General features: G+C 71.0%; 22 protein-coding genes. 11 read left to right on the top strand and 11 right to left on the bottom strand.

The genetic code is table 11. The features are described from left to right. Positions 1-44: 44 nt before the first annotated feature. Entirely contained in the window at positions 45-854 is an 810-nt protein-coding gene (locus KOI35_RS30535) for a Rossmann-fold NAD(P)-binding domain-containing protein (RefSeq protein WP_215792124.1), read from the bottom strand. A 79-nt stretch (positions 855-933) separates the two neighbouring features. Between KOI35_RS30535 and KOI35_RS30530 the strand changes: the two genes are divergently transcribed. Further along, positions 934-1,368 carry a MarR family winged helix-turn-helix transcriptional regulator gene (locus tag KOI35_RS30530; RefSeq protein WP_215792123.1) on the top strand — a complete coding sequence of 145 codons (435 nt, stop codon included), beginning with the start codon at positions 934-936 and terminating at the stop codon, positions 1,366-1,368. Here the strand turns inward: KOI35_RS30530 and KOI35_RS30525 are convergent. Further along, positions 1,361-2,380, bottom strand: coding sequence for an aldo/keto reductase (locus KOI35_RS30525; RefSeq protein WP_246614048.1), 1,020 nt, complete (start codon positions 2,378-2,380; stop codon positions 1,361-1,363). The genes KOI35_RS30530 and KOI35_RS30525 overlap by 8 nt on opposite strands. 47 nt (positions 2,381-2,427) lie before the next feature. On the opposite strand from KOI35_RS30525, the gene KOI35_RS30520 reads away from it, so the two are divergent. Continuing rightward, positions 2,428-4,188 carry a hypothetical protein gene (locus tag KOI35_RS30520; protein WP_215792122.1) on the top strand — a complete coding sequence of 587 codons (1,761 nt, stop codon included), beginning with the start codon at positions 2,428-2,430 and terminating at the stop codon, positions 4,186-4,188. 35 nt (positions 4,189-4,223) lie between these two features. Further along, positions 4,224-4,523: a hypothetical protein gene (locus KOI35_RS30515; RefSeq protein ID WP_215792121.1), complete on the top strand. Its 300-nt coding sequence runs from the start codon at positions 4,224-4,226 to the stop codon at positions 4,521-4,523. A 118-nt stretch (positions 4,524-4,641) separates the two neighbouring features. Here the strand turns inward: KOI35_RS30515 and KOI35_RS30510 are convergent, their stop codons facing one another. Beyond that, positions 4,642-6,006: a glycoside hydrolase family 6 protein gene (locus KOI35_RS30510; RefSeq protein WP_215792120.1), complete on the bottom strand. Its 1,365-nt coding sequence runs from the start codon at positions 6,004-6,006 to the stop codon at positions 4,642-4,644. A 199-nt stretch (positions 6,007-6,205) separates the two neighbouring features. Here KOI35_RS30510 and KOI35_RS30505 point away from each other — a divergent pair, with 199 nt between their 5' ends. Together KOI35_RS30505 and KOI35_RS30500 are read left to right on the top strand one after the other, a co-directional pair. Continuing rightward, positions 6,206-6,796 carry a DUF4956 domain-containing protein gene (locus KOI35_RS30505; RefSeq protein ID WP_215792119.1) on the top strand — a complete coding sequence of 197 codons (591 nt, stop codon included), beginning with the start codon at positions 6,206-6,208 and terminating at the stop codon, positions 6,794-6,796. Then, positions 6,793-7,563 carry a polyphosphate polymerase domain-containing protein gene (locus KOI35_RS30500; protein WP_215792118.1) on the top strand — a complete coding sequence of 257 codons (771 nt, stop codon included), beginning with the start codon at positions 6,793-6,795 and terminating at the stop codon, positions 7,561-7,563. Before KOI35_RS30505 ends, KOI35_RS30500 begins: the two co-directional genes overlap by 4 nt. Here the strand turns inward: KOI35_RS30500 and KOI35_RS30495 are convergent. Both KOI35_RS30495 and KOI35_RS30490 read right to left on the bottom strand, forming a co-directional pair. After that, positions 7,545-8,300 (bottom strand): hypothetical protein, encoded by a 756-nt coding sequence (locus KOI35_RS30495; protein WP_215792117.1) that lies wholly within the window; start codon positions 8,298-8,300, stop codon positions 7,545-7,547. The two genes, KOI35_RS30500 and KOI35_RS30495, sit on opposite strands and share 19 nt — an antisense overlap. Next, the gene (locus tag KOI35_RS30490) at positions 8,300-8,818 is read right to left on the bottom strand and encodes an RNA polymerase sigma factor (protein ID WP_215792116.1); all 519 of its coding nucleotides are present in this window, start codon (positions 8,816-8,818) and stop codon (positions 8,300-8,302) included. Before KOI35_RS30490 ends, KOI35_RS30495 begins: the two co-directional genes overlap by 1 nt. 163 nt (positions 8,819-8,981) lie before the next feature. Between KOI35_RS30490 and KOI35_RS30485 the strand changes: the two genes are divergently transcribed. Continuing rightward, a complete protein-coding gene (locus KOI35_RS30485; protein ID WP_215792115.1) occupies positions 8,982-10,280 on the top strand; it encodes a serine/threonine protein kinase in 1,299 nt (432 codons plus the stop codon). Positions 10,281-10,282: 2 nt separating this feature from the next. Here the strand turns inward: KOI35_RS30485 and KOI35_RS30480 are convergent, their stop codons facing one another. From KOI35_RS30480 to KOI35_RS30460, 5 genes are all read right to left on the bottom strand, one after another. Then, a complete protein-coding gene (locus KOI35_RS30480; RefSeq protein WP_215792114.1) occupies positions 10,283-11,659 on the bottom strand; it encodes a multicopper oxidase family protein in 1,377 nt (458 codons plus the stop codon). Further along, complete coding sequence (locus tag KOI35_RS30475; protein ID WP_215792113.1) at positions 11,652-12,113, bottom strand: hypothetical protein; 462 nt, start codon at positions 12,111-12,113, stop codon at positions 11,652-11,654. The genes KOI35_RS30480 and KOI35_RS30475 overlap by 8 nt, the downstream gene beginning before the upstream one ends. Continuing rightward, positions 12,110-12,688, bottom strand: a complete 579-nt coding sequence (locus tag KOI35_RS30470) for a hypothetical protein (protein ID WP_215792112.1) — start codon at positions 12,686-12,688, stop codon at positions 12,110-12,112. The genes KOI35_RS30475 and KOI35_RS30470 overlap by 4 nt, the downstream gene beginning before the upstream one ends. A gap of 69 nt (positions 12,689-12,757) precedes the next feature. Next, on the bottom strand, positions 12,758-13,384 hold the full coding sequence (locus KOI35_RS30465; protein ID WP_215792111.1) for a response regulator: 627 nt from the start codon (positions 13,382-13,384) through the stop codon (positions 12,758-12,760). Further along, the gene (locus tag KOI35_RS30460) at positions 13,381-15,561 is read right to left on the bottom strand and encodes a sensor histidine kinase (RefSeq protein WP_215792110.1); all 2,181 of its coding nucleotides are present in this window, start codon (positions 15,559-15,561) and stop codon (positions 13,381-13,383) included. The genes KOI35_RS30465 and KOI35_RS30460 overlap by 4 nt, the downstream gene beginning before the upstream one ends. Before the next feature lie 161 nt (positions 15,562-15,722). Here KOI35_RS30460 and KOI35_RS30455 point away from each other — a divergent pair, with 161 nt between their 5' ends. From KOI35_RS30455 to KOI35_RS30445, 3 genes are all read left to right on the top strand, one after another. Next, complete coding sequence (locus KOI35_RS30455; protein ID WP_215792109.1) at positions 15,723-17,252, top strand: M4 family metallopeptidase; 1,530 nt, start codon at positions 15,723-15,725, stop codon at positions 17,250-17,252. Positions 17,253-17,343: 91 nt separating this feature from the next. Beyond that, positions 17,344-17,595, top strand: a complete 252-nt coding sequence (locus tag KOI35_RS30450) for a DUF4242 domain-containing protein (protein ID WP_215792108.1) — start codon at positions 17,344-17,346, stop codon at positions 17,593-17,595. A 13-nt stretch (positions 17,596-17,608) separates the two neighbouring features. Beyond that, the gene (locus KOI35_RS30445; RefSeq protein ID WP_215792107.1) at positions 17,609-19,366 is read left to right on the top strand and encodes an AfsR/SARP family transcriptional regulator; all 1,758 of its coding nucleotides are present in this window, start codon (positions 17,609-17,611) and stop codon (positions 19,364-19,366) included. On the opposite strand, the gene KOI35_RS30440 is transcribed toward KOI35_RS30445, so the two are convergent. Next, positions 19,346-24,991, bottom strand: a complete 5,646-nt coding sequence (locus KOI35_RS30440) for an NACHT domain-containing protein (RefSeq protein WP_215792106.1) — start codon at positions 24,989-24,991, stop codon at positions 19,346-19,348. The genes KOI35_RS30445 and KOI35_RS30440 overlap by 21 nt on opposite strands. A gap of 91 nt (positions 24,992-25,082) precedes the next feature. Between KOI35_RS30440 and KOI35_RS30435 the strand changes: the two genes are divergently transcribed. After that, positions 25,083-25,469 carry a hypothetical protein gene (locus tag KOI35_RS30435; protein WP_215792105.1) on the top strand — a complete coding sequence of 129 codons (387 nt, stop codon included), beginning with the start codon at positions 25,083-25,085 and terminating at the stop codon, positions 25,467-25,469. Positions 25,470-25,557: 88 nt separating this feature from the next. After that, positions 25,558-26,442 (top strand): hypothetical protein, encoded by an 885-nt coding sequence (locus tag KOI35_RS30430; protein ID WP_215792104.1) that lies wholly within the window; start codon positions 25,558-25,560, stop codon positions 26,440-26,442. The last annotated feature ends 10 nt before the right edge of the window (positions 26,443-26,452 follow it).

Below are 26,452 nucleotides of genomic sequence, written 5' to 3'. Positions count from 1 at the left end.
CCGCACCAGCATCGTGCCGGCGCCGGCCCCGCGCATCTCGCGGTTCACCGCGGTCCCCACTCGTCGGCGTGGGCCCCGATGAACTCCTCGATCGAGATCGGTGAGCGGCCGGTGACCTGCTCGACCGCGGGCGAGACGGTCGCGAAGTCGCCCCGCACGAGTCGTTCCCGCAGGTCGGCCAGCACCTCGGCCATCCACGGGTCGCCGTCGCCCGACACCTCGGGATCCTCGGCGTGGATGGTCCGGCCGAGCCGGGACGACAGTTCCTTGGCCACGGTCCCGACGTCCAGGGCGGCCGGGCCGGTCAGCGTGTACGCGCGACCGGCGTGCTCTCCGTGCCCGGCGAGGGCAGCGACTGCCACGGCCGCGATGTCGCGGGTGTCGACCCAGGCGATCGCCCCGCCGCCGGTCGACAGGCTCAGCACCGAGTCGTCGCGGATGCTGTCGCGGTAGAAGCGCGGGTCGGTCAGCACCTGGTGGAACCACGACGCCCGCAGCAGGGTCCACGAGCTCGCCCGGCTGGTCACCGCATCTTCCACCCGGCGGGCCCAGTGGCCGGGCGGGAGCAGGTCGGCCCCCTGTTCGGAGAGCAGGACGACCGGGATCCCGGGATGCAGCCGGGTCAGCGCGCCGACCAGTTCGGGCGCGTCGGGGCGGTCCGGGCGTACGAGATAGATCGCGTCCACGCCGTCGGTCGCGGCGGGCCAGCCGGTCGGATCGTCCCAGTCGAACCGGACCTCGGCCGACGGCGCGGACGATCCGGCCCGGACGGCGATTCCGGATCTCAGCAGTTGTGCCGCCACCTCACGGCCGGTCTTGCCGCGGGCGCCGGTCACCAGAACAGTGCGGGTCATGCGGGCCTCCTCAGTAGATACTTGATTGACTAAAGCATAGAAGCTTAATTCGCTCAAGCTTTTTGGTAGAGTGGGCCGCATGGCAGTTCCGTCGGGTCCCGTGGCCGCCTCGACCGAGGCCGAGGTGGCGATGTTCGACTTCGTCGACGCCTACGACCGGGCCTACGAGGTGGCCGCCGAGCAGCACGGGCTGACCCCGGCCCAGGCCTGCGTGCTGGGCCGGCTGACCCGGCCGTGGGGGATGAGCGAGCTGGCCGGCGTGCTCGGCTGCGACGCCTCCAACATCACCCAGATCATCGTGCGGCTCGAGGCCCGTGATCTCGTACGCCGGGAGACCGGCCCGCACGACCGGCGCTCCCGGCAGATCGTGCGTACCCCCGAGGGCGAGGCCCGCTACGCCGAGTTCGAGGGGTCGTTCGCGTTCGCGCGCTCGGCCGTCTCCCAGCTCAGCCTCGCGGAGCAGGAGCAGTTGACGGTTCTGCTCCGCAAGGCCCTGAGCAGCAGCCCTAGATAGTGCGGCTGCGCTGGTCGAGGCCGAGCGGCCCGTACGGGTAGTCGTTCGCCCCCATGTCGCTCGCCTCGTCGAGGACGGCATTTTCCTCGGGCGTCAGGTGCAGGCCGGCCGCCTTCAGGTTGGCGTCGAGCTGGTCGAGGGTGCGGGCGCCCAGGATCGTCGACGTCACCGCCGGGCGGTCGGTCACCCAGGCCAGGGCCACCTCGGCCATCGACACGCCCCGGGCCTCGGCGACCCGCTGCACGGCGTCGATGACGTCCCACGTGCGGGCACTGTTGCGCCGGTCGTACGCCTCCATGCCGCGCTCGGGATTGTCGCCGAGCCGGGTGGCGCCGGTCGGCCGCTGGTCGCGCCGATACTTACCGGTCAGCCAGCCGCCGCCCAGCGGGCTCCACGGCAGCAGTCCGAGACCGGCATCCAGCGAGGCCGGGACGATCTCGTGCTCGATACCGCGTACGAGCAGGTTGTATTGGGGTTGAAGGCTGATCGGACCGGCCAGGCCGAGCTCGCGGGCCAGCGCCACCGCCTTGGTCAGCTGCCAGCCGGTGAAGTTGGAGAACCCGTAGTAGCGGACCTTGCCCGACCGGACGAACCCGTCGAGGGTGCGCAGCGTCTCGTCGAGCGGGGTGAGCGGATCCCACGAGTGGGCCTGGTAGAGGTCGACCGCGTCGACGCCGAGCCGGGACAGCGAGGCGTCGAGCGCGCGGGTCAGGTGGCGGGCCGACAAGCCGGCGCCGTTCGGGTCGGAGGCCATCGGGAAACGGCCCTTGGTCGCCAGCACGACGGCGTCGGTCACGTCGGCCGGACGGGAGGCCAGCCAGCGGCCGATGATGCTCTCGGACTCGCCCGCCGAATAGACGTCGGCGGTGTCGACGAACGTGCCGCCGGCCTCGGCGAAGCGGTCGAGCTGAGCGTGTGACACCTTCTCGTCGGACTCGTTGCCGAAGGTCATCGTGCCCAGACAGAGCGAGGAGACGGCGCAGCCGCTGCGCCCCAGAGTGCGGTATTCCATACCGCCCAACCTATCCCGGGCCGGACGGGCCGGTAGCGTGGCCGAGCGTGGGGACTGAGGACGATCTGCGACTGCTGCGCGCCTACGAGCCGGTGGCCCGTTTCACCCAGGGGGAGTATTTCTTCCCGGTCTCGGCCGAACGGTATGTCGAACGGGCCGGGCTGTGGCGGCTCGAGGCCGGCGAGAGTCCGGTCGAGCAGGTGGAGCCGGGCGGGCTGACCCTCGACGGGCTGGCCGCGGCCGGCGGCGCCGGGCAGGGGCTGCAGCTCTCGCTGTCCGGGGTCGGGCAGTCGCTCGGCCGGCTCGGCGTGGTCCACATCCCGCTCCGGGAAAGGCCACCCCACCTGCGGCGGTCGAGCCGGCTGGCGTCGGTCGGCCTGACCGCCCGGCTGATCGACACGGCCAACCGGATCTCGCTGCTGTTCCGGGGCAGCATGCCCGGCGGCAGCGCCAACCACTCGTTCCTGCTGCAGCGCGACCACCTCGAACCCGATCGGCCGGTCTACTACGGCCGGGTGCTGCGCGACGAGCCGTGGATCGTGTGCCAGTACTGGTACTTCTACAGCTTCAACAACTGGCGGTCGGCGTTCGGCGGGGTCAACGAGCACGAGGCCGACTGGGAGCAGGTGACGGTCTATCTGGACGGCACCGGTGAGACCGGGCCGGACGGGCTGCCGCCGCCGCGCTGGGTGGTCTTCTCGGCCCACGACGAGATCGGCGACGACCTGCGGCGGCGCTGGGACGACCCGGACCTGACCCTGGTCGACGGGCGGCATCCGGTGGTCTACGTCGGGGCGGGCTCGCACTCGGGCGCCTACCTGCCGGGTGACTATCTGATTACCGTACGACCGCCACGACTGCGCGGTGTGGTCGGGGCGCTGCGCTGGGCGGCCCGCCTGTTCGCGCCGTGGGCGGCCGAGGGACAGTCGGGCGTCGGCATCCCGTACGTCGACTACGCCCGCGGCGACGGCCGGGCGGTCGGCCCCGGACAGCCCGAGGCGTGGCAGGCGGTGGTGATCGGCGAGGACACCGGCTGGGTCCGCGACTTCCGCGGGCTGTGGGGCCGCGACACCCGCGACCGGCTCGGCGGCGAACGTGGACCGGCCGGCCCGCGGTACGAACGCGACGGCCGGGCCCGCCAGTCGTGGGCCGACCCGATCGGCTGGGCCGGACTGGCCAAGGTCGCCCCCAGCCCGGCGGCCGAGCGGGCCCTGATCGAACTGCGCACCCGCGAGAACGACGACCGGCTGAAAGCCCTGGACGCCGAGATCGCCGCCCTGAAACGGGAACTCGCCCTGGCCGCGGCCGGTCTGCCGGTGGCATCGCCCGAGGTGCGGGCGCTGCACGAGCGGGAACGGCGGCTGCTCGGCCTGCGGATGGAACGGACCCGGCTGGCCGACGAGCAGGCCCGCACGGCGGTGGCCGAGACGGTGGCCCAGCCGCCGCACGCCCACCTGACCCACCGGCGGCTGCCGATGGAGGCGGCGACCGGCTTCCGCGGGCGCCTGATGTCGTGGTGGGCCGTGCTGAGCACCCCGCTGATCCTGCTCGCCCTGGGCGCGACGATCTCACCGTTGGCCACCGGTGGAGTCGACATCGCGGTGATCTGGCTGCTGGGCGTGTTGTGCGTGGAGGGTCTCGTACGGGGAAAGCTCTTGGCGGTTCTGCTTCGCCTGCTGGCTGCGGTAGCCGCGCTGGCGCTGCTCGTGGTGCTGTGGTTCGACGGGCGTTATGTCGTGGCGTTCGCGCTCGGCGCCGCCTCGATCGGCGTGCTGCTGGTCAACCTGCGCGAGGCGCTGAGGCGCTGAGGCGCGGATATCCGGCCGGTGACATCATCGTCGGCATGGCAGCAATGGTGGAGATCCACTTCCCGGTCACGGCCGAGGACGAGTGGATCGACGACGTCGGCGACTTCATGATCGATCTCGAGGAGGAACTCGGCATCGAGGAGTACGAGGACGGCGAGGAGATCGGCGACGAGTACGTGTTCTTCATCGCCGGTGCCAACGAGCGGACGCTGCTCCGGGCAGCCTCCCGGGTGGCTCAGCGCGACGGGGTGCCGGGTGGCGCGTACGCCATGGTCACCGACACCGCTGCCGCTGCGGTCGGCCTGGGCCGGCGGGTTTCGCTGCCGGTGCGCTGACGTTCCGCCGGCTACGGGAGCGCGCTGGCTCAGCCCAGGACGGGGAGCGCCGGTGCGGCTGCGCGTTGTTCCGCGGTGAGCCTGCCGGCGTGATGACCGGCAGGCTCACGAATCGGTGTCAGGCCGAGCAGGCGAGACCGGACGCGCCGGCCGGGCCCGAGGCGATGAAGCCGAACTCGGCGGCCGCGCCCGGCTGGAGCGAGCCGTTCCAGGCGGCGTTGCGGACGGTGACCGTGGATCCGCTCACCGACAGCGTCCCGCCCCAGACCTGGCTGATCGACTGGCCCGATGCGAGCGGCCACGAGACCGACCAGCCGTTGATCGCGCTGCTGCCCGCCTTGACCGCCACCGCGCCCTGGAAGCCTCCGTTCCACGAGCTCGACGTCGTGTAGGTCGCGGCGCAGGAACCGGTGGCCGGCGGCGGGGTGGTCGCGGGCGGGGTGGTGGCCGGCGGCGTGGTGACGGGTGGAGTGGTCGCCGGCGGCGTGGTGGCCGGGGGAGTGGTCGCCGGCGGGTTCGCCGATCCCGTGGCCAGGCTGCTGGCCAGGGCGGGCTGGAACGAACCGGCCGGGAACGCGCACCCGTCGGCCTCGCCCGGCGGCTTGATCCACAGGTAGGCGTCGATGTTGGCGTCGCCGGTGTCGAGGGTCGGGTAGCGCCCGATCCGCCGGTCGGTGTTGTCGTCGCCGCACCAGTCGCCCGCCGCGCCGCCGTTGCGGCTGGTGTCGATGACCTGGCGCTTGCCCGCGATGCCGGAGCCGGACAGCGAGCTCAGCACCGACCGTCCGAACGCGGTCTCGTTCGCCGTCGACTGGAAGTTCGAGGCGTTGGTGTAGAAGCCGTCGGCGTCCGCCACGCCCGCGGCGGCCAGTCGGCGGGCCTGCTCACCGGCCGCGTTCCAGGCCGAGTGGCCGCCGTCGAGATAGACCTTGGCCCCGGCCGCCTTGAGGGTGCGGGTGGCGGTCGCGAGGGCCTGGTCGCGGGCGGTGATCTCGCCCGCACTGAGGCAGGTCTGCAGCGCGATCGAGTCGGGTTCGAGCAGGATCAGCGTGGTGCGACCGGCCAGTCCGCGGGCGATCCCGCCGACCCACGTCTGATATTGAGTCAGGTCGGGGGCGCCGCCCGCGCTGGCGCCGCCACAGTCACGGTTGGGGATGCCGTAGACGGTGAGGGCGGGGACCTGCCCGGCGCCGGCCGCCGCGCCGACGAAGGTCGAGACCTCGGACTGGACCGTGCTCAGGTTGAAGTTGGACAGCCACCGGGTGGCCGGCTGACTGGCGATGCGGGAGCTGATCAACGCCGTACGGGAATCGCCGGGGTTGGCCGCCACCCAGCGGGCGACGGCGGTGTCGGGGTCGCGGTAGAGGGTTCCGGAGAGTGTGCCGGCCGAGGCCGTTCCGGCGCCGATGGCGACGCCGGCCGTGACGCAGGCCAGTGAGACGGCGGCCAGGACAAGCCGTCGCCGAGGGGGAGAGGGGACCACGGTGCTTCCTTCCAGAGGGGACGTCCGGGGATCTGGGAGCGCTCCCGAACGGTAACCCGAGGAATCGAAGTAAGTCGAGGTCCGCGCGCCGGACGGCAGGTCACCCTGGCGAGTGGTCCCTGGCGTGGCGTAACCGAGTGGACACTCTGCGTTCACTACCGTGCGTCATGCCGATGTGATCGCTTCTCGAGGAGTGCGCGTGCCCGACCTGCTGCTTCGCGCCACTGTGGACCTGGTGTCGTTGCTGGTGCTGACCGCGGGACTCTACGCGCGCCGGCACAGCGGCCGGGAACTGCTGATGGTGTACGTCTGCTTCAACGTCGGCCTGTTCGTGGCACTCACCATGATCACCGGCGGGATGTTCCCGGCCGGGGTCGGCTTCGGGCTGTTCGGCGTGCTGTCCATCATCCGGCTGCGCAGCCAGACGTTCTCGACCGCCGAACTCGGCTACTTCTTCCTGGCTCTGGTGCTCGCCCTGGTCGACGGCCTGTCCGGACGCAACCTGGTGCTGTCGATCATCATGTCGGCGGTGCTGCTGATCGCGGTCTACATCGCCGACCACCCGGGCCTGCACCCGCGCGTGCACACCGCCCGGCTGACGCTGGCCCGGGCCTACCCGGATTCCCGTGAGCTGCACACCGCGGCCGAGCAGCGGCTCGGCGTCACCGTGCTCGACCTGGAAGTGCTCGAGATCGACGACGTCCGCGACACCACCGAGGTCGCGGTCCGCTACAAGCGCCTCGACGGCGCGCCCCGGGCCGACTTCGCCCTCGCCGGCGCCGACCGGTGACCACCGGGCACGTCGTCGCCCGGCTCGCCGCCGCGGAACCGATCGGACTGTCCGAACTGGACGAAGCAGCCGCCCTGCAGCAGCGGGTCGACACCAAATACCTGATCGGCCTCGAGGAGTTCGACCGGATCGCCGACAAGCTGGCCGCGACCCACCGGCGACTCGTGATCGGCGACCGGCGGGCCTTCGACTACCGCAGCAGCTATCTCGACACGCCCGGCCTGACCTGCTTCCACGACCACCGGCAGGGCCGGCGCCTGCGGTTCAAGGCCCGCACCCGCTCGTACGACCGTGGTCTGTGCCGTTTCGAGGTCAAGCTCAAGGACGGCCGCGGCGGCACCGATAAACACGCCCTGCGGGTCGGGCCGGCCGACTTCGGCACGGTCCCCGGCGGCGCGACCGGGTTCCTGACCTACGTGCTGGCCGACCGCTACGGCATCGCCGCCCCCGCCGTGACCCCGCGGCTGCTGGTCCGCCATTTCCGCCAGACGCTCGTCGCGAAGTCGGCGGCATCGCCGTGCCGGGTCACCCTCGACACCGACCTGACCTTCACCACCGGTAGTGTCACGGCCGGTCTGCGGACCGGCCTGCTGCTGGTCGAGACGAAATCGGCCCGCGGCCGGGGCCCGGCCGACGAGTTGCTGCGCCGGGCGGGCGCCCGCCCGGTGAGCATCAGCAAGTACTGCGCCGGGATGGCGCTGTTACATCCCGGCCTGCCCGAACAGCCGTGGCGCAACCTGCTGCGCCGCTACTTCGAGCTCAGCTGAGCGATCCGGTATTCGGTCGAGTCGGTCGCGGTGTGGGCGACGACCCGGATGGTGTCGGCCTCGCCCGCCTCGGGACCGGGCCACCACGCCGTCCACCAGCCGCCGGCCGTGCTGGTGTGCACGGTGCGGCCGTCGGCCAGGATCAGGTCGATGCCGGTGACCTTCGGGGTGACGAAACCGACGACGTGGGAGTACTGGGTGTCGCCCTGGCCGATCGAGCTGCGGGTGTCGACCGACAGCAGGCCGTTGGCCGGGGTCAGCGGCGCGGCGGGCAGCGTCTGCGACGCGTAGGTGTCGCCTGCCTCGACGCTCATGCACTCGAGGGCCTGGCCGCCGTGCTTGACGATCAGTGACTTGGCGATGCCGCGCTGCTCGGTCAGCACGATGTCGGCCGCGGTCACCGTGGCCGGGTCGCCGCCGTACGACTTGACGCAGTTCCGGGCCTCCGGCAGCACCTGCTGCGGGTCGACCGGGGTGGGGGTGGCCGTCCACCCGGCGAAGGCCTTGTCGGCGGCGCTCGGGAAGAGGGCCGGCACCGCGAGCAGGCCGGTCACCCCGGCCGCGACCACAGCGGCACCGGTGGCGACCCGCCACACCACCGCGTTGCGGGGGCGGCGGCCGGCGATGATGCGCTCGAGGGCGGCCTCCGACCGCAGGGTCTCGAAGGCGTCCGGCTCCCGGTCGCGGGCCGGGTCCAGCTGGCTCAGTTCGGCGAGGTCGGTCATGTTCTGGTCCATCAGACGTGGTCCTTTACGGGAGTCTCGGCGAGGGCGTCGCGCAGCCGCTGACGGGCGCGGGTCAGACGCATGGCGAAGGTCGTGCGGCGGCAGCCCAGGATGGTCGCGGCCTGCTCGGTGGTGAGCCCGTCGAACGCGATAAGGGCCAGCACCTCCCGGTCGGCGACGCTGAGCGAGCGGAAGGCCCGGACGAGGTCGACGCGGGCGGCCGTGCCCGCCGCTCCGTCCGGCGTCTCGGTGGGGTCGATGCTGTTCAGGCGGACGTCGAGCGCGCGCCGCCGCAGCCACGAGCGGGACTGGTTGGCCATCGTGCGGCGGGCCACCGCGAACAACCACGGCCGGGCATCGTCGGGCACGTCGTCGAGGCGGCGCCACGCGGTCAGGAAGACGGTGGAGACCACGTCCTCGGCCTCGCTCGGCGGGACCCGCCGCTCGACGAAGCGCAGCAGATCGGGGTAGTTCTCGGCGTGCAGGCGGCGTAGCCGATGCTCCCGCTCGCCGGGATCTTTCGGTGTCATGACCTCTACCTGTCCGGGCCGGGCCGCACTGTCACACCAAAGTTTGCCCGACCTGCACACAATCGAGATGTACGCCGCAGTTTCACCGCCCGAACTGCGGGTAGGGTGGCGGTCAGTGATCACCACAGGGGGCTCGAGCCACTGTGGACAGCGGGGAGAAACAGTGCGCGAGCTCGCGGGGCGTTATCGGGTCGGCGAGGTTCTCGGCGAGGGCGGCAGTTCGGTCGTACGCTACGGCTTCGACACCACTCTGAAGCGCCCGGTCGCCATCAAGATCTTCGACGCCGCCGCCACCGAGGTCCTGCGCGAGGCCCGCACCGCGGCCGGGCTCAGTCACCCCAACATCGCCCAGGTCTACGACTACGGCGAGGCCGGCGACGGCCCCTACCTGGTGATGGAGTTCGTCGGCGGCGAGACGCTGGCCGACCGGCTGGCCCGAGAGGGTGCGCTGCGCTGGCGCCGGGCGGCCGAGTTCGCGGCCGAGACGGCGGGTGCGCTGGCCGCCGCGCACGCGCAGTGCCTGGTGCACCGCGACATCAACCCGCGCAACATCATGCTGACCGCCGACGGCGTCAAGGTGCTCGACTTCGGGATCGCGGTCAAGGCCGGACTGGGCGGCGACGAACTGTGGGGCAGCCCGTCCTACCTGGCGCCCGAGCAGCTGCGCGGCGAGCCGACCGTGCCGGCGGCCGATGTGTACGCGCTCGGCCTGGTCCTCTTCGAGTGCCTCACCGGTTCGCGGGCCTGGCCCGGCGAGAGCATCGGCGACGTCCTCGCGACCCGGCACGGCCGTCCCGCGCCCCGGCTGCCGCGCATCGCCGGCCTGCCGCGCGAGATCTCCCGTCTCTACCAGGCCTGCACGGCCGACGACCCGGACGAGCGCCCGTCGGCCGCCGAAGTTGCCGAGGCGCTGCGAAGAGTCGGTGCGGCGCCGACAGTGCTGCCGGTGCGGCCCCGGGTCCAGACGACCCCAGCATCGGCAACGCCCCGCCGGAGGTCCCGCCGCCGCACAGCCCTCGCCGCGACCGGTGCGCTGGTCGCGGTGGTGCTGAGCGTCGTCGGAGTGCAGCTGGCCAACGGCACGGTCACGCCGGGCGGCCGCGAGGCCGAGGCGGCCGTCGAGGCGCCCCACCAGACGACCACGATCACGCCGACGGCCACGAGTCCGTCCCCGTCCCCCTCGAAGACGAAGCCGGCCGCGAAAAAGACGCGGGTCCGGGTCCCGGCTCACACGGAGAAGCCCGCCCGGACCACGCCCCCGTCATCGGCCCCGGCCACCCCGTCGGCGACCCCGAGCACCCGCCCCACGACCAGCCCGACGACGGCTCCGACGACCACACCGCCGATCCCGGACGACGACCCGGAGCCGACCACCGAGCCCACCAGGGAGCCGACCACCCCGGCCCCGACGACGCCCCCGGCCCCCACGCCGCCGGCCACCACCACCGCCCCCATCGTCTGAGTTCACTCGGGGGCGTTGCGCCCGCCGATGACATAGGGCGTGGCGATCCCGTCGTACATCAGGTGCACGACCAGCCCCTCCTTGGCGTGCTTGAGGTTGTGGCAGTGGTCCGACCAGATGCCCGGGTTGTCGGCCACGAACTCCACCTCGTACGTCTCGTGGTCGGCGACGTTGAGCGAATCGACCCACCACGGGCTCCCGGTTGCCGCCACCCCGTCCCGCGCGAGCACCAGCATGTGATGCCCGTGCAGATGCATCGGGTGCACCTCGCCGCTGTCGTTGCTGATCCGCATCCGCACCACGTCACCCGCACTCACCTCGAACATCGGCAGGTCGGGCAGCATGTGGCCGTTGACCGTCCACCAGTTGCCGGGCCGCCCGTCGACGAAGCCGAGACGCCGGCCGATGTCGTAGCGGAAGGTCCGGGTGACCGGTCCGAGGGCAACCGGAGAGGCTTTCCCGTACGCGAGCAGGTCGACAACCGCGGAGGGCCGCCCGACGGCCGGCGCGCCCGTGCCGACCACGATGCTGGGGCTGCCCCCCAGTTGCACGCGGGCCGGCGCGGTGACTTCGAGGTCGGCGCGCCCGCCGGCGGTGATCCGCACCGACCGCCCGGTGATCGGAGCCGGGTCGTGGACGTCGGTGCCGTCGACCGCCAGCAGCCGGTACGGCCCACCCGTCCAGGCGTCCATCGGCCCGCTGTCGGTGTTGACGATCCGCAGCCGCACCTTGGCTCCGGCGGCCGCCGCGACCGGCAGATCGGCGGCCACCCCGTTCACCGTGTGTTTGCCACCGCTGTAGAGATGCACGAGCGCGGTCGTGTCGGTCCGCGCCCCGCCGATGACGACCGCGCCGAACAGCCCCTTGATGACCTGCTCGTGCGAGATCTGGTGGGAGTGGTACCAGTACGTCCCGGTCCGGTCGGCGCGGAACCGGTAGACGAACGACTCGCCGGGCATGACCGCGTCCTGGGTGACGCCGGCGACGCCGTCCATCGCGTTCGGCACGTCGACGCCGTGCCAGTGCAGGGTCACGCCGGCGGGCACGTTGTCGTTGACCAGCTTCACCTCGACCAGGTCGCCCCGCGCGGCCAGCACCGGGGGACCGGGCGTCGTGCCGTTGATCGTGTACCGGCCCCCCTCGAACCGGGCCACCATCGTCATCGACACGTCCGCCCGGCGCCCGGCGGCCACGGTGAGCTCGGAGACCGGGCGGCCCCCGCCGTGCTCGCGGTGGGACGGTCCGCCGCCGGTGTCCGCGTACCCCATGGTCATCGCGGAGTACGTGTCCGGCAGCAGGCTGTCCTGCCACAGATAGCCGATCGGCCCGACGATCGCGGCGGTGGCCACCCCCGCGGCCACCAGCCGCCACCTAGCCATTCCCGACCGTCGCCGCCTCGGCCGGGCGGGGTTCGCGGGCCGGTGCGCGCCGCGCCGCGACCAGGGCGACGGTGAACAGCGCGAGCGCGTTGAGGCCGTGCACGCCGCCCGCGGCCGGGTAGTCGTGGCCGAGATAGCCGAGTTGTCCCTGCAGGACGGTCAGCACGAGGACGATGACGGCCCACTTGATCCCGCCCGGGATCTTGGCGAAGAACGCGACGATCAGCAGGGCCAGCGCGATCACCGGCACCACGATGCTGCCGTTGATGCCGTGCACGATCAGCCCGTACAGCTCGGGGAACGCCATGTCGTCGCTCTCGATCGCGGCGTTGTCGAGCACACCGCCGCCGGTCACCCAGTTGCCCAGCCCGGCCACGAACCAGGCGATGGCGATCGCCTGCACGACGACCTCGGCGGCGACGACATAGGCGAGGATGCGATAGGTCTTTCTCATGGTTCCTCCTTGAACACGTGGCGGCCGAGCAGCAGGGTGAAGACCGGCTGGGCGGCCGTGGCCAGCACACCGATGCCGACGCCGGCGGCCAGGAACACCCGCCGCAGCGGCTCCGGCGTGACCAGGCCGGGCAGCAGCAGGACCAGGCCGGCGAGCAGCGCGGCCCCGATCAGCAGACCGGCCCGGGTGACCGGCCGGGGCAGGCTGCGCCGCCGGTGGCCGGTCAGGCTGACCAGCAGAATCCAGACGAATATGAGGTAGGAGCACACGGCACTGGGCCAGATACCTTGCCGGGTGACGATTTCCAGCACCGGGGTCAGCACGGCGGCCGCCGCGACGACAACACAGGCGATCCGCACGGCCCGCTCGGTCCGCATCCGCTCGCCCAGCGCCAGGGCGACCGGCGCCAGCGTGATCAGCTGCACCGAGCCGAGCACGTCGGCCGCGAGCCCGGCCCGTTCCCACCGGCCGGCCGCGAACAGCGCGAAGCAGAGCCCGGCGGCCAGGCCGAAGACGCCGCTGACGACGGCGAGCGGCCGGGCCGGAATCCGGCAGGTGAGCAGACCGGTGGTCATGGGAGGAACCGTCGCCCCCGCGGCGTCCCGGCGTCACGGGACGATGTCCCGCCGCGGCCGGGAGGTTTTCTACAGACCGGCCTCGCGGGCCCGCACGACCGCGGCCGTACGGTCGTTGACCTGCAGTTTCGTGATGACGTTGGAGACGTGGTTGCGCACTGTCTTACTGCTGACACCCAGCCGCCGGCCGATCGTCGTGTTGTCCGACCCGGCGGCCAACAGGCGCAGCACCTCGTGCTCGCGCTCGGTCAGCTGGGGGAACGGTGCCGTGGTGACGGTGCGCGAGAAGTGCCGCAGCATCCGGTCGGCCACCCCGGCGCCGAACACCGCCTCGCCCCGGGCCACCGCGCGCACCGCGGCCACGATGTCGTCCGGGTGCGCGCCCTTGAGGGTGTAGCCGCAGGCACCGGCCCGCAGCGCGGCGAACACGCTCACGTCGTCGTCGGCCAGGGTCAGCATCAGCACCCGGGTGGTCAGCCCGGCCGACCGCATCTGCGCGGCCGCCCACAGGCCGTCGCCGTCCGGCATGGCGATGTCGAGCACTGCTACGTCCGGGTGGTGCCGGAGGGCCGCCTCGATCGCGCCGCGGCCGGTGCCCGCCACCTCGGCCACGGTGCAGTCGTCCTCGGCCTCGAAGACGGCCCGCAGTCCCCGGGCGAACACGGGATGGTCGTCGGCCAGCACCAGCCGGATCATCGCAGCGCTCCGACCCGCAGCGGCAGACGCGCGAAGACCACCGTGCCGCCCGCCGTCTCGACCGCGCACTCGCCGCCGAGCTCCGCGGCCCGCTCGCGCATCGAGCGCAGCCCGACCCCCGGCGTACGGGAATCGGCCAGTCCGCCGCCGTCGTCGCGCACCTCGACCCGGACCTCGCGCTCGCCCGTCTCGATGGTCACCGTGCAGGTGGTGCCGCCGCTGTGCCGGGCCGCGTTGGTCATCCCCTCGACCGCGATCCGGTACGCCGCGATCTCCACCGCCGCCGGCAGCGCCGTCCGGTCGTCCGGGCCGATCACCTCGATCACCAGGTCGGCGGTGAGCGCGGCGGCCCGGGCCCGCACCGCCGCGACCAGGCCCAGCTCGTCGAGCACGGGCGGGCGCAGCGCGTCGACCACCCGCCGGACGTCGGTCAGGCTGGACCGGACCTCGTCGCCGATCTCGCCCAGCAGCACCCGGGCGGGACCGTCGGGCACCTGGCGTGCGGCCAGTCCGGCCTTCAGCGCGATCGCGGCCAGCGCCGGGCCGAGGCCGTCGTGCAGCTCGCGGCGCAGCCGGCGGCGCTCGTCCTCGCGCAGCGCGACCAGCTCGGCCCGCGAGCGGACCAGGTCGTCGTGCAGGCGTACGGCCTGCAGCGCCGGTCCGATCTGCTGGGCCAGCGACCGGATCAGCGCCAGGTCGGCCGGTTCCAGGGGATCGTCCACGCCCCGCCCGGACACCCGTAACCGGCCCACCGGTTCGCCGTAGTGGTGGAGCACCTCGATGTGGACGGCCCCGACCGGTTCCCCGAACGAGGCCACCGGCCGTTCGCCGTCACCGACGTCGATCGCCACGTACGGCACCCGCAGCGACCGGGCGACGGTCTCGACCACGGTGGGGGAGACGTCGCCGGGCAGCATGACCTTCTCGAGCCGGCCGCCCAGCCCGGCCAGCACCCGGGCCGGGTCGTCGCGGTTGCCGTACATCAGGCGGTTGACCAGGCCCTCGGCCCCGGAGCGCAGCGGGGCCAGGGCGAGCGCGGCCAGCGCCGCGGCCAGGGCGGCGGCCACCGCGTCGGAGATCCGGAGCACCGACACGAGCACGGCCACCACGGCGGTGTAGAGACCGGCCAGCACGGTCACCACCGCGGCGTAGACCAGCGACCGGTTGGCCAGGCGCTCGATGTCGAAGAGCCGGTGGCGGCGCAGCGCGACGGCCAGCCCGCCCACGAACGGCATGGCCGCCAGGCCGAGCGCGCCGTCCGGCAGCAGCGGCTCGCCGGTCAGCAGGGTGGGGATCTGCCATCCGGCCAGGCCGAGCGCGAGGGACAGCAGGCCGCTGCCGGCCAGCCAGCGCAGCCGGGCGCGGGTGGCCGGGTCGCGGCCTTTCCGGTAGGCGACCGTACCGGCGACGATCGCGGCCAGCGCGGTCACCGTCACGACCGCGTTCTGCGCGACGACCAGGGTCGTGTACCGGGTCACCGCGTTCGGACCGGTGAGGGCGGCGCCGATCGTCACGGCCAGCATCGCGAGCAGCGGCGCCGCGTAGCCGGCCCGGATCACTGCTGGTCGGGCCCACGGATGGTCCGGGGTGAAGCGCAGGGCCAGCACGAACAACGCGCCCCAGGCGATCGAGTACGCGCCGGCGGTGTTCGCGAAGTACAGGACCGGACCCGGACCGCCGATCGCCAGCGCGACCGCCGGGAGTCCGGCGACCACCACGACCGTGCTGCCGAACAGTCCCGCGGCCGCCACGAGCAGCGGCGGGACGGCGGGCTCGTCCGGCCGGCGTACCGAGAGCGCGACCGCGAGCAACGCCAGCGAGACGACGAAGACCAGGTCGCCCCACCCGTCGCGGACCGGGCCCCCGAGGTCGGCCCGGGTCAGGGTGACGTCGCGGGTGCCGCCGGCGCGCAGTTCGTACGGGACGGTGTCGCCGATCCGGACCTCGAGGCCGCCGGTGAGCCGGTTGCCGCCGATCGAGGTCACTTCGTCGCCGTCGCGCAGGGCGGTCTCGCCGGTGACCCGCACCCGCACCGCGTCGCCCCGCCAGGCCGCGCCGCCGAACCGGATCACGCTGCCGTCCGACGGGGCGTCCAGGCGGGCCGCGGCGCCGATCACGCCCAGCACGACGAGGAGTGCGGCCAGCACCGCCGGCCACCGCCTCGTGCGGTCACCCATGCCCGTCATCATCGGCCCGGCCCGGAGCCGCCCGCGACACCCGTACGGCTGGTTCCGGCGGTACGAGGGTTTTCCCTGATTCGTACATCGATGACGGTATATAGCGTTCCGGGTGTTCCGCCCTTGATACCCCCCGACGGGCGGGAAAGGAGAACACCGACATGGTGCGAACCCCCCTGGTCATCGCCTTGGCCGCCGGTACCGCGGCCGCCTCGGCGCTGGTCGCGGTGTCCGGCCCGGCGGTCGCGCAGCCGACCGCCCCGGCGGTGGACGCGGTCGCCGCGGCCGACGCCGTGGTCGCGGCCCGGCCGTCCGCTCTGCGGGCCGGCGCGTACGACACGTTCCAGCGGCGGCAGGTCTACAAGTCGCAGGGCCTCACGTACGCGGCCTACGACCGTACGTACAAGGGCTTCCCGGTCAAGGGCGGCGACTTCGTCGTGGTCACCGACAGCGCCGGCGCGACCCGCTACACCTCGGTTGCCCAGAGCAGCGCCATCGGCGAGCTGTCGACCGTCGCCAAGGTCGGCCAGAGCGCGGCCGTCGCCACCTCGAAGGCCCAGCTCAAGACGGTCGAGAACGTCGAGGGCACCCGGCTCGTGGTGATCGCGACCGAGGGCGCGGCGGCCCGGCTCGCGTACGAGACCACGATCAACGGCACGAGCGCCGAGGGCGTCAGCCGACTGACCGTGAACGTCGACGCGGCCACCGGCAAGGTGCTGTCCACCGAGGAGCACGTCACCGAGGCCACCGGAACCGGAACCGGCTGGATCAACGGGACGGTCTCCCTCAACACCACGCAGTCCGGCTCGACGTACTCCCTCAAGGACCCGTCGATCACGAACCTGAGCTGCCAGGACGCGTCCACCCGGGTGACCTTCAGCGACTCCGACAACGTGTGGGGCAACGGCAACGGCACCAGCAAGGAGACCGGCTGCGTCGACGCGCTCTACGTGGCGCAGAAGCAGAAGGCGATGCTGACCGCGTGGCTGGGCCGCAACGGCCAGAACGGCTCGGGCGGCGCCTGGCCGATCCGGGTCGGGCTCAACCAGCAGAACGCGTACTACGACGGCACGCAGATCCAGATCGGCAAGAACACCGCCGGTCGCTGGATCTCGTCGCTCGACGTGGTCGGCCACGAGCTGGGCCACGGCATCGACGACAAGACCCCGGGCGGCATCTCGAAGGGTGGCACCCAGGAGTTCGTCGCCGACACGATCGGGGCGGCGACCGAGGCGTACGCGGCCAACCCCAACGACCCGTTCGACTACCAGGTCGGCGAGGAAGTGAACCTGGTCGGCAGCGGCCCGATCCGCTACATGTACAACCCGTCGCTGGCCGGGGACGCCAACTGCTACTCGAGCAGCACGCCGGGCTCCGAGGTGCACTCGGCCGCCGGACCGGGCAACCACTGGTTCTACCTGCTGGCCCAGGGCAGCAGCGGCAACGGTCAGCCGGCCAGCTCGACCTGCAACGGCACCACCGTCACGGGCGTGGGCATCCAGGCCGCCATCAAGATCATGTACAACGCCATGCTCCTGAAGACGTCCAGTTCCTCGTACGGGAAATATCGGGTCTGGACCCTGCAGGCGGCCAAGAACCTGAACCCGGGCAGTTGCACCCAGTTCAACGCGGTCAAGGCGGCCTGGAACGCGGTCAGCCTGCCCGCCCAGTCCGGCGAGCCCACCTGCTGACGCTGTCAAACGGCCCGTCAAACGGTCCGGTTGTCTGATGAGAACGCCTCCGGGACAGCCCCGGGGGCGTTCTCCCGTCAGGAGCAATGCCATGCCCGTTTTCATGGACGTGCACAACGTCGAGGGTGGCGTGTCGGCGAAGGATGTCGCCGCCGCGCACGAAGCCGACCTGGCCACGCAGGGCCGTCATGGGGTCAACTATCTGAAGTACTGGGTGGACGAGGAGGCCGGCAAGATCTTCTGCCTGGTCGAGGCGCCCGACGCGGAGGCCGCGAACACGGTCCACCGCGAGGCGCACGGGCTGGTGGCCGACGAGATCTACCCGATCAGTTCCCAAGGCTGACGGAGGAGGACCGGTGGGACTCACGGTGCACCTGCTGGGCGCCCCGTGGGTCGACCGGTCCGACGGCGTCACCTATCAGGTCCGCAGCCGCAAGACGTGGGCGCTGCTGGCCTGTCTCGTCCTCAGTGAGCGACCGCTCGCCCGCAGCAGCCTCGCCGGCCTTCTCTACGCCGAGGCCGAGGACCCGATGCGGGCGCTGCGCTGGGGCCTGGCCGAGGTCCGTCGCGCGCTGGGCGTGGAGATCGACGGTGATCCCGTCCGGCTGGTCCTCCCGGCCGGCGCGGTGGTCGACGTGGACGTCCTCAGCCGCGGCTCCTGGACCGCTGCGGTCGATCTGCCCGGTCTCGGGGCCGAGCTGCTCGACGGCATCACGATTCGCGGCGCGCCCGCGTTCGAGTCGTGGCTGCTCTCCGAGCGGCGCCGGATCGCCGCCGCGTCCGAGGCGATCCTGCACGAGGCCGCGCTCGGCCGGCTGGCCGCGGGCGAGTTGGGGCCGGCCCGCGACCTGGCACTGCGGGCGGCGGCGATGAATCCGCTCGACGAGAACCATCAGGCCCTGGTGATCCGGCTGTACCGGCTGGCCGGCGAGGACCGGGCGGCCGAGCGGCAGTATGCGGCGGTGGCCGAGCTGTTCGAGAAGGAGCTGGGCGTCCGGCCCGGCATCGCCATCGAGGAGGCTCGCCGGGAACGCGACGTCCCCGACACCGACGACGCCTCGCTGGAGGCGATCGTCGAGTCGGGCGCGGCGGCGGTGGCCGCGGGTTCGGTCGAGAGTGGGGTGCGGTCGCTGCGGACCGCGGTCCGGCTGGCCGATGCCGCCAAGTCCGACCGGTGGCGGGTCGCGGCCCGGCTCCGGCTCGGCGAGGCGCTGATCCATTCGCTGCGTGGGATGGATGAGGAAGGCCTGGCCACCCTGTACGAGGCCGACCGGATAGCGAGCGCCGTCGGGAACCGAGCCGCCGCGGCGTGGGCCCGAGCCGAGATCGGGTACGTCGACTTCCTGCGCGCCCGATACGACCGCGCCGAGCGGTGGCTGACCGACGCCCTCGAAGTCGCGGACGGCGCGCCCGCTATCACGGCTCGGGTGCTCACCTACCTCGGCTCGGTCGAGAGCGACCGGGCCGCCTATCCGCAGGCGCTGGACCATCTGGAGCGGGCGGTCGACCTGGCCGGCGACGCCCGCACCGAGGCATACGCATTGTCGATGGTCGGCCGGGTGCACCTACTCATCGGCGACCTGTCCCGGGCCGCGATGCTCCTCGACGACTCGATCCGGGTGGCCGAGCGTGATCATTGGCTGGCGTTCCTACCCTGGCCGCAAGCCCTGCGGGGCGAGACCAGCCTGGCCGCGGGCGACCCGACCGGCGCGGCCCGCATCCTTGGGCAGGCCTTCGCCCGCGCCTGCCAGATCGGCGATCCCTGCTGGGAGGGGATGGCTGCCCGCTCGTTGGCCCTGGTCGCCGAGGCTGCGGGGGAGACCGGCCGTGCCTTCGACATGCTGGCCGACGCACGTACGAGGTCGAACCGGCTGGCCGACCCGTACGTGTGGCTCGACGCCTACATCCTGGACGCCCAGTGCGAGCTCGGCCGACGGCACGGCCACCCCGGCGTCGACGGCTGGATCGACACGCTGCGCCGGTTGGCGTCGCGCACGGGTATGCGCGAGATGACCGTCCGGGCGCTGCGGCACAGCGCCGGCCCGGGGGAACGTGACGCGGCGGCTCTGCTCGCCGGCGACATGGAGGGACGGTCAGAGCGACGCCATCGGTAGGTCACGGTCGGGGCGCAGGTCGGTGATGATGTTGACGCCGTCGAGGTTCTTGGCCAGGGACAAAGCTGTCTGCAGACGGACGCGTTGGTCGTCGGCGCCGGTGATGAGGTCGTAGCGCAGCCTATGAGATTCCCACCGGTGCCGAGGATCGAGATCCACCAGCACTGTGGCGATCTCCATGCGAATTCCTTCGTCGCTGGTAGCCGCACAGTCGACAAGCTGCGCCCCCGCGCTGGTGCGGTCCGCCTGCCAAGAGACGGCCAGCGTGCCGACGGCAAGGGCCCGATCGGCAGCGGTTGTCGCGGTGTCGTTCGCGAGACTCCACAACACGTCGACGGCGAGGTCGTGGAACTCGACGGGCAGTCCCATCAGGTAGCGAGCCGCTTCGCGTTTTGCCGCCGGTGGGGCCTTCGCGTCGCCGAGAATGGCGTTGAGGGCCGCGACCGCGTCCGTCCGGTAGCGCCGATTCAAATGATCCAGCGTCCGCCACGTCCGTACCCGCGTACCGGGAGTCTGCTGCTCGTCCCTGGTGAGATTCTCGAGGATCGACAGCCCGAGAACACGCTCGCGGCCCGGGCCGGCCAGCAGTTCGCCGGCCCAGCGGCGCTGCTCGCCTTCCACCGCGACATCGGCGGCGAGGTCGGCGAGGATCGCGTTGGCCCGCTCGTGGAGGAGCCGGGATGTTTTCAGCATGCTGGACGCGGCGTGCCGCCGGTCGTGGGAGGGAAGGTTCCGATCCTCGCCGGCGTCCCTCAGGAAGGCGTGCATCGTCGTCAGGCTCTCGTCGAGCCTGGCTGCTGCGGCGGCCGCATCGATCCGCTCCCACAAGCCCACCGAATCGTCCGACGCCAGCCTGGTGAGTGTTTGCGTAGCTTGGGTCCGAGTTTCCCAGGAGAAGACCGTCAAGCGCATGGCCGCCAGCCGACGTTCCCAGCCACATAACGCAGAGTCGTCGGCCATCGTCCGCAGGGCGGCAATGGCGCTGTCATGGGAGTGCGGGCTGATCCTCATCTGACCCTCTACGGCTTCGAGGCGCACCCGGCCCGGCCGCGTCCGATCGGCCGCCAGAGTGAGCAAGTCAGCGGATGTCTTCGCGACCCTGGTGTCGTCGGCGCAGGTCAGGTCGACCCGGGCGAGGATGGCGGGCACCGGATCGGGCAGGTCCTCACGCGCAAGTTGCTCGAGCAGGGCAAGACCGTCGGCGCGGCCTTCGAGATCGAAGCGGCTTAGCATCTCGGCCGCCCAGTACCGGCTCCAACCATCGGCTGTCTGCTCGGCCGAGATGTCATGCAGGGTCGACAGCGCTTGGGCGCGATACGGCTGACCCAGCTTGGTCAACCGCCCAGCCGCCGTCACCCGGAAGAGGCTGTCCACCGTGCGGTCGTCGGACAGGCGGCTCAACGTGTCGCCCAGCTCACGGAGGGCTTCCGAACCGTTGCCAACGAGGACGCGACCGGCCGCGATCCGTATAGATGGCTGGGTGGCGGGGTCGGTCGCGAACGAGGTCACGAGTTTGATCTGCGTAGCCCGGGACGGTCCACCAAGTCGTCGGAGCTGTCCCCATGCGCGCAGTCGAACATCTGGCGGTGTACTCGGGCTGGAGGACAGGTCGATCAGCGGCCGGGCCAAGTCGTCGGACTTCTCGGCACCATCTTCGAGCAGAGTGGTCAGCGCCTGGAGTCGATGGGCCGCATGCAGCATGTGATCGGCTGCAATGGCCTTGAGGGTCGCTATGCCTAGAGAGCGATGATCGGATCCAAGTAGTAACTGGATCGCAGCGAGGTCGCACGCCGCCGCATCGCTTGTCGCCGGTCGCTCCTGAGCCAAGACGGAGAGCGGCTCAACCGTGCCCGTGCTTCCAGAGAATGTGATGTATTGGCGCAGAGCCAGGCATCGGTCGGCAAACGCCAACGTGCTGTCCGTCGTCATTGCCCTTAGGAAGGCACTCCCCGATTCGCGTCCTTCAGTCCCCGTACGCATGAGCAACGATGCCGCCACCCGCCGCTGGTCGGCGTTGAGGTTCTTGTCCGCGGCCTGGACCGATACGATTTGCCGGGCTGCCTCAAGTCTGTCCGCTCCCGCATCCGCGAGGGTTTCGAAGATTCTGTCGGTGGCCTCAGAGTGTTCCACGGCTGCGAGATGCCAGGTCAGAAGATCGAGAACCTCGTCTAGTCCGGCTTCGGGGAGTTCGAGCATGTCGGACCAGAAGGGATAGTGGCCGAGTACAGGCGAACTCAGCGACGCGGCAGCCGCGCGAGACATCGTCAGCACCGCTTCCGGCCCGCAGCGGACCAGCCTATCGATGGCTCCCCAGCGTGATCTCAGGTCGATGGTGGGGTCGAAAGCCTGCAACGTCAGCGTTCGCACGCCGACGTCCTGACGATTGTGGTCTGTGTGTACGACTTTGAAGGCCGAATAGGACCGCTCATGAAAGTCGACAACGTCGTTGCACCATCGCTCGTGAATAGCCGTCGCCGTCGCGTGATCGCCCCAATAGTCGAGAAGATCTGCTGCCATGGCTGCAGTGTCGCGACTGACGGAAATCGATCGGCAGCTCTGTGAAATGAGCGCTTTGGCCAGGTTGAGCAGTGTGACGTCGACCGTCGCGAGTAGCGCGGCTGCGTGCGCCTGTCTGTCGGGAGAGACGGCGGAGCTACCGACCAGCGAATGGCACAGTTCGAGAATTCCGTCTCGTGCTTCGGCACCCATGTTTGCCAACAGTTGAGCCGTGCTCAACCATTCTCCGTGAGACACGCCAGGATCGGTCACGATCTCGCGCATTGCCTGTGTCGCCGCCGGATATGCCTCCGGCCCTAACCGAATGAGGGCGCGCATGGCCATACTTCGATTAGATTCTGTCAACGTGACGTCTCTTACCAAAGCTTCCAGAAGGACAATCGCCTTCGAGCGGTGAGACCGGCCGAGGTCGGCCACTGCTTCGGCGGATGTCTTCCGGACATAGCCGCCGAGGGTTGGGTCAGAAGAGATGGCGGTGAGGATCGTCAGCGCGGCGGACCGATGGCTCCGGCCGAGCTTGCCCAGCGCCACCGCAGCACGCTGCCGGTCATGGTCACCGTGAACCGGGCTTGCGGCGAACAGAGCAAGCTCGTGCGCTGCCCACTCTCGCCGAGCAGGATCGATGGAGCACAGAACGCCCAGCGCCTCGGCGCGCAACTGCTTGGGAACTTCAGGCCGATCACAAAGATCTACGAGGGCGGCGACGGCGGCGTCGCGGTGCTGTCTGCTGAGTCCGGCCAGACTCTCGGCGGCCGCGACCCGTTCATCGGCGGCCATGGGACTTTCGGCAATTTGGGTCAGCAGCACCAATCCGCGATCTCGATGAAGGCCACCTAGTTTCGCCAGTTCCCGCGCCGCTTCCACCTGCATGCCGTGGCGGTCGGAAGGGCCGGACACAATCGATTCCAGGACTCGTGCCGCCTCCTCATGCTCGGCGGTGCCGAGCTTGGCCAGCGCGTCGGCTGCCTCGAACCTGGTCAATTTGGTGTTTCGAGGGCCGGACAATGTCCGCAAGGCTTCGGTCGCCCGGCCGCGGGTTTCGCCGCCGAACTTCGTCAACGTCCTGGCGGCCAGGTGGCGTTGACGGCGCGGACAAGACTTGTCTAGATAGCCGGTCAGCAACTCGATGCCGATGTGCCACGCCTCAGGCGCATGTTCGCGGAGCAGATCCACCACGGCGATATTGCTTTCGTAATCGAGGGGTGGCTCCATGGATAAGAGGCCGACGAGCCAAGATCGAACCGACTGCCGGCCGAGCAGGCCACCGAGCTTGCGTAACCGGTCGTCCAGGTCGATCGGGCTGGTAGCAATCATCTTCGTGAGGTATGCCAGGTATTCGTCGAGACGCTCGTCCAGGCACGGCGCTCCCTGGGCGATGAGGTCTCCCGCGCGGTAGCGCTGCACGATCGTCCCGCTCAGCAGCGTGCGGATGATCCCATCTGAGTCCTTGCCCAGGTGGAGGTAGTGGAGGACGACCAAGGACGTGGCGTCGTCCTCCAGCGACAGGCCACGGATCAGGTCGCTCCAGACTGGCAGGGCGATATCGAAAGAGTCCGGAAGATCCTTGGCTTGGGCAGTCGCCGCGAGATGCTCGGCGAAGGTCTGATGCAGGAAACGCAGCCGGTGTCCGCTGCGGATGAGCAGCCCACTCTGGGTGAGCCACTCCATCAGAGCCTCGTGCCGGGCCGGTGGGAGGGGTGCTTGGACGATCTGTCGGTCGGTGAGATAGGTCGCAGCGACCTCCCGCAGCGGGGTGTCGGCGGCGAGGTACTGGACCGCGAGGTGTTCGAAGAGGCTGGTGCTCGCCGATCCGAGCCGCTGCGCCACCTCGGAGTCGCCGCTTAGGGCGAGCAGGGCATCCGAGTGTGGCTTCAACCTCGAATCAGCGAAGCGTTGAATGTAGCCCTCGTACAGGGCGTAACGGCTGCTAGGAAGTGGCCGTTCCGGTTCGGACTCGTGGGCGTTGGCGGCGATGGCGGCCAGCAGGGGGACTTCCAGGATCTCGGTGAGGCCGGCCGCACGCACCTGCTCGAGGAAGTGCTCGGCGGCCACGGCGCCCTTGGAATCAAACCAGTGATGGGCGAAACGCTTGAGGGACTCCTTGTCAAAGGGCTGCAACTCGAAGAAGCCGGCACCCGACAGCCGTGCCGTCTCACCGAGCCCGAGCGGCCGTGTGGTGATCAGGAAACGGGCCGGCGTGCCGGTGGTTGACATCCTGCGGGCGACCGCGGTGATCAGTTGGTCTCGATCGACGGGGTCGGGGATCTCGTCGAGAGCGTCGATCACGATCAGCCAGCGGTGGTCGCGTACGCCACTGGAGAACAGAGTGGGTGGCAGTTCCTCGTCGGAGAACGCGCCGTACTCGTCGGCGACGGCAGCCGTCAGGGCCGCGTTCCACGGCTTCGTGATGTGGGGCGCCAGCACCCTCGCCGGCAGGAGGAGAGGGATCAGCCGCGGTTGCGCAGCTGAATTCTCCGGATCCGACAGCCCGTCAGCCAGCCGGACGACCAGACGCCGGGCCAGTGTCGTCTTGCCCAGCCCGGCACCGCCCTCGATGACGAGGTGATCGTTCTCCTCGAACACTTCGTCGAAAGGTTGCGCCAGGGTGGACACCCGTCGCGCCGCCTCCACCCACCCCTGCTCCTCGGGTGACTCCTCGCGCGACCGCTGGGTCTCGGCCGGAGAGCTGACGGTCTGCCGGACGTAGAGCGTCGACAGCGACAGGCGCCGGTAGTTCTGGAGGAGGTAGGGCAGTTCGTCACCCACCTGCTGCATGCTCTGGAGCAGGTCGGTCAGAACGGCCGGCATCTCGTCGGCCGAGAACTCGAGCCCGCGAGCCTCGGCGTACAGGCGGTGGAGCCGAGCCGGCTCCGCGGATCTTCCGGCGATCAGCTGTGCCAGCTCCGTGGCGGGCAGCCGGGTTCCCGCGAGGATCGATGACAGGTGGGACGCGGAGATGTGGACCGAGGTCGCGAACTCGGCCTGCGTGCCCGGACAGCTCTTGACCAGGGCTCGGAGGGCTTCGGCATAGGCCTGTCTCTGGGCGCTTCGATCGTTCCGGCCGTTGCTACCCGTTGCCGCCGACACCCAATGCCCGCCTTCCGCCAAGTTTCCGAAAGCTTCCCACCCTGCCGGGAACTCGGGAACACCCGGAAGGTGAGTCCCACGTAGCCAACTGGAACATCGCTGAGGAGTCGTCGTGGGTGGGGAAATGCTGAGCGCGGCGCAGACCGCGGACAACCGGATCATGGGCATCCTGGCGGTGGTGCTCGTCGCGGTCATCGTCGGCGGCGGCACCGGAATCCTGGCCAGAGTGGACGCCATGCCGCTCGGTGGCTCGATTCTCCGCGGCGGTAGTGCGTTCGCGGTGGTCCTCGGGCTGGCGTCCGCCCATGCCGGCCTGCACGCGCCGCTCATGATCTGCGTGGTCAACGCTCTGCTCGGTGTGCTGAGCGGGCTCTGCGGTCTGATCCTGAAGAGAATGGATTCCGCGCCTTGGTGCTCGGCGGTGCTCGGCGGCGGCGCGTGCTTCGGCGGCGCGGTCGGTATGGCCGTGGCGGTCGAGGTGCTGGCCGGGGCGCTTTGAGAAAGGTTCGCACTGAACTTAGAAGATTGTCGATCGATTTGGCCGTGTGGTCCGTATCACCGGGCGGACAAGCTCGGGAGGTACCGCCATGCTGGACCGACTCCACTCACGTTCCGGACCGGAAGTGCCGCCGGACGAGGCCGTGTCGCCGCCCGTCATCGACGAGCCGACGCAGAAGCTGCACATCATCACCGTGACCGCGCCGCCGGCCAAGGTCGAGGCGCGGGCCGTGCTGGTCTACGAGCAGGTGCAGCGGCGGCCGTGGCGGCTCTGGGCGTTCACCGCGGTGCTGGTCGCGCTGACCATTGGGGTGGTGCTCGGGCAGGCCGAGGCCTTCCGGCCCACCCACGGAGGCTCGACCGCGCAGGCCGCCGAGGTGCCTACGCCCTCGGTCACGCCGGTCATCGCTCCGCTGGGTGCGCACAAGACCCTGGCCTTCGAGGTCAGTGGGGACGCGGCCGCGGTCCACGTCGCGAGCGGCGACCTCGGCGACGTGCTCTACAGCGTGACGCCGAACGACGCGAGCCTGACGCCGCGGATGGTCGACACCCCGCGCGGGCCGCGGCTCGAGCTGGCGCCGACCGGGATCCCGGGTGTGGCCGGCGTCGAGGTGCGGCTCAACTCGCGGGTCGCCTGGACCGTGCGGCTGGCGGCCGGCTCGTCCGACCAGAGCCTGGACATGCGGGCCGGTGGTCTGGCCGCGCTGGAACTGGCCGGTGGGACGGCACGCGCCGCCCTGTTCCTGCCCGGACCGAAGGGGACCGTCAAGGTGACCGTCTCCGGTCCGGTCGGCGAGCTCACCCTGGATGCCGCCGCGACGCCGGTGCGTCTGAAGCTCGCCGGCTCGCCGCTCGTCGACGGCCGGAGGGTTCCGGCGGGCACGGTCCGCACGCCGGCGGCATGGTCGAAAAGCACGGCCAGGTACGACGTGACCGTCGCGGCCGGCACCGGCAAGGTCGCTGTGCGGAAATAGGACGGACGCT

This window comes from Paractinoplanes bogorensis, from assembly GCF_018829635.1.
Classification (GTDB): Bacteria; Actinomycetota; Actinomycetes; order Mycobacteriales; family Micromonosporaceae; genus Actinoplanes; species Actinoplanes bogorensis.
Note: the sequence above shows the minus strand (reverse complement) of the source record. Positions and strands in the feature narration are given on the sequence as shown.

Excerpts from the sequence above, each read along its gene's own strand:
- KOI35_RS30530 (WP_215792123.1), top strand. The coding sequence starts at position 934 with ATGGCAGTTCCGTCGGGTCCCGTGGCCGCCTCGACCGAGGCCGAGGTG.
- KOI35_RS30430 (WP_215792104.1), top strand. The coding sequence starts at position 25,558 with ATGCTGGACCGACTCCACTCACGTTCCGGACCGGAAGTGCCGCCGGAC.
- KOI35_RS30480 (WP_215792114.1), bottom strand. The coding sequence starts at position 11,659 with ATGGCTAGGTGGCGGCTGGTGGCCGCGGGGGTGGCCACCGCCGCGATC.
- KOI35_RS30460 (WP_215792110.1), bottom strand. The coding sequence starts at position 15,561 with ATGGGTGACCGCACGAGGCGGTGGCCGGCGGTGCTGGCCGCACTCCTC.
- KOI35_RS30475 (WP_215792113.1), bottom strand. The coding sequence starts at position 12,113 with ATGAGAAAGACCTATCGCATCCTCGCCTATGTCGTCGCCGCCGAGGTC.
- KOI35_RS30470 (WP_215792112.1), bottom strand. The coding sequence starts at position 12,688 with ATGACCACCGGTCTGCTCACCTGCCGGATTCCGGCCCGGCCGCTCGCC.
- KOI35_RS30465 (WP_215792111.1), bottom strand. The coding sequence starts at position 13,384 with ATGATCCGGCTGGTGCTGGCCGACGACCATCCCGTGTTCGCCCGGGGA.
- KOI35_RS30515 (WP_215792121.1), top strand. The coding sequence starts at position 4,224 with ATGGCAGCAATGGTGGAGATCCACTTCCCGGTCACGGCCGAGGACGAG.
- KOI35_RS30490 (WP_215792116.1), bottom strand. The coding sequence starts at position 8,818 with ATGACACCGAAAGATCCCGGCGAGCGGGAGCATCGGCTACGCCGCCTG.
- KOI35_RS30525 (WP_246614048.1), bottom strand. The coding sequence starts at position 2,380 with ATGGAATACCGCACTCTGGGGCGCAGCGGCTGCGCCGTCTCCTCGCTC.
- KOI35_RS30450 (WP_215792108.1), top strand. The coding sequence starts at position 17,344 with ATGCCCGTTTTCATGGACGTGCACAACGTCGAGGGTGGCGTGTCGGCG.
- KOI35_RS30535 (WP_215792124.1), bottom strand. The coding sequence starts at position 854 with ATGACCCGCACTGTTCTGGTGACCGGCGCCCGCGGCAAGACCGGCCGT.
- KOI35_RS30455 (WP_215792109.1), top strand. The coding sequence starts at position 15,723 with ATGGTGCGAACCCCCCTGGTCATCGCCTTGGCCGCCGGTACCGCGGCC.
- KOI35_RS30495 (WP_215792117.1), bottom strand. The coding sequence starts at position 8,300 with ATGGACCAGAACATGACCGACCTCGCCGAACTGAGCCAGCTGGACCCG.